The following is a 1,121-nucleotide window of genomic DNA, read 5'->3' as shown; positions in this document are numbered from 1 at the left end:
AGAAACATGTATAAATCACAACCGTATTCACAAATCGCTTTCGAAGACTTCAACCAACCAATGGGACTAAAAATGAACCCGAAAAATAGATGGATTGAAAAAGCGGAATGGATCCCTTGGGCTGAACTGGAAAAAGGCTATGCCAAGAACTTTCGCAATCAAAAAGGCAATGTCGCCAAACCGCTTCGTATGGCTCTGGGTGCCCTTTTGATTCAAATAGAATACGGTTATTCTGATGAAGAGACTGTCCTTCAGATCCAAGAAAACCCTTATCTTCAATTCTTTATCGGCTTGCCCGGCTATCAAGAGGAAAAACCATTCGACTCTTCGACGATGGTTTATTTTCGCAAACGCTTGGACGCTGTTACACTGACCGAGATCAATGAAAAAATTACTGAGTACGCCTTAGCCAAAGACAAAGAAAATCAAGATAACGATAACGACACTGATGACGATACAGATTCGAATGATTCAGGGAATGCCGGAACATTGATCTTAGATGCAACTTGTGCACCTCAAAAAATCAAGTATCCTACGGATACAGAACTGCTCAATGAAGCACGTACGCATGCAGAAAAGATGGTAGACGACATTTGTGAAACCAACGGATTCTCTAAGCCTCGTATGTATCGCAAGAAAGCTAGAAAAGACTATTTGTCAATTGTTCGCCGCAAAAGAAAGTCAGCCAAATGGTTGCGCCCTAAAATACGGAAGCTGCTTGGATATGTGCGCCGAGATATCGATTACATCAAAGGCTATCTCGAGCATGGAATCAAACTGAACGAGAAACAACAAAAAACATTCGAAGTTATTTGTCGTATCTATGACCAGCAGAAGGAAATGTTCGATAAAAAGACGCATTCCGTAAAAGACCGGATTGTCAGCTTTTCTCAACCATGGCTGCGACCTATTGTTCGAGGGAAAGCCAAAGCAAAAGTTGAATTCGGCGCGAAGTTAGATCTGAGTATCGATTCAAATGGGATGGCACGGATTGAAAAGACCAGTTTTGATGCCTACAATGAAGCTTCTGTGTTGGTTCAAGCTGTCCGCCGTTTCTACGATCGAAACGGACGTTATCCTGAGCGGGTTCTTGCCGACAAGATCTATCGAAATCGAGAAAA

The 1,121-nt window shown here is 42.4% G+C and carries 1 protein-coding gene; it reads left to right on the top strand.

Annotated elements, in window-relative coordinates; all coding sequences use genetic code 11:
- The coding region (locus ACEN4I_RS13335; RefSeq protein WP_407103304.1) for an IS5 family transposase at positions 1-1,121 on the top strand (1,121 nt) is incomplete at both ends.

The sequence above is a fragment of the Desemzia sp. FAM 23990 genome, assembly GCF_045528485.1.
Classification (GTDB): Bacteria; Bacillota; Bacilli; order Lactobacillales; family Carnobacteriaceae; genus Desemzia.
This window is presented reverse-complemented; position numbering and strand designations above follow the sequence as displayed.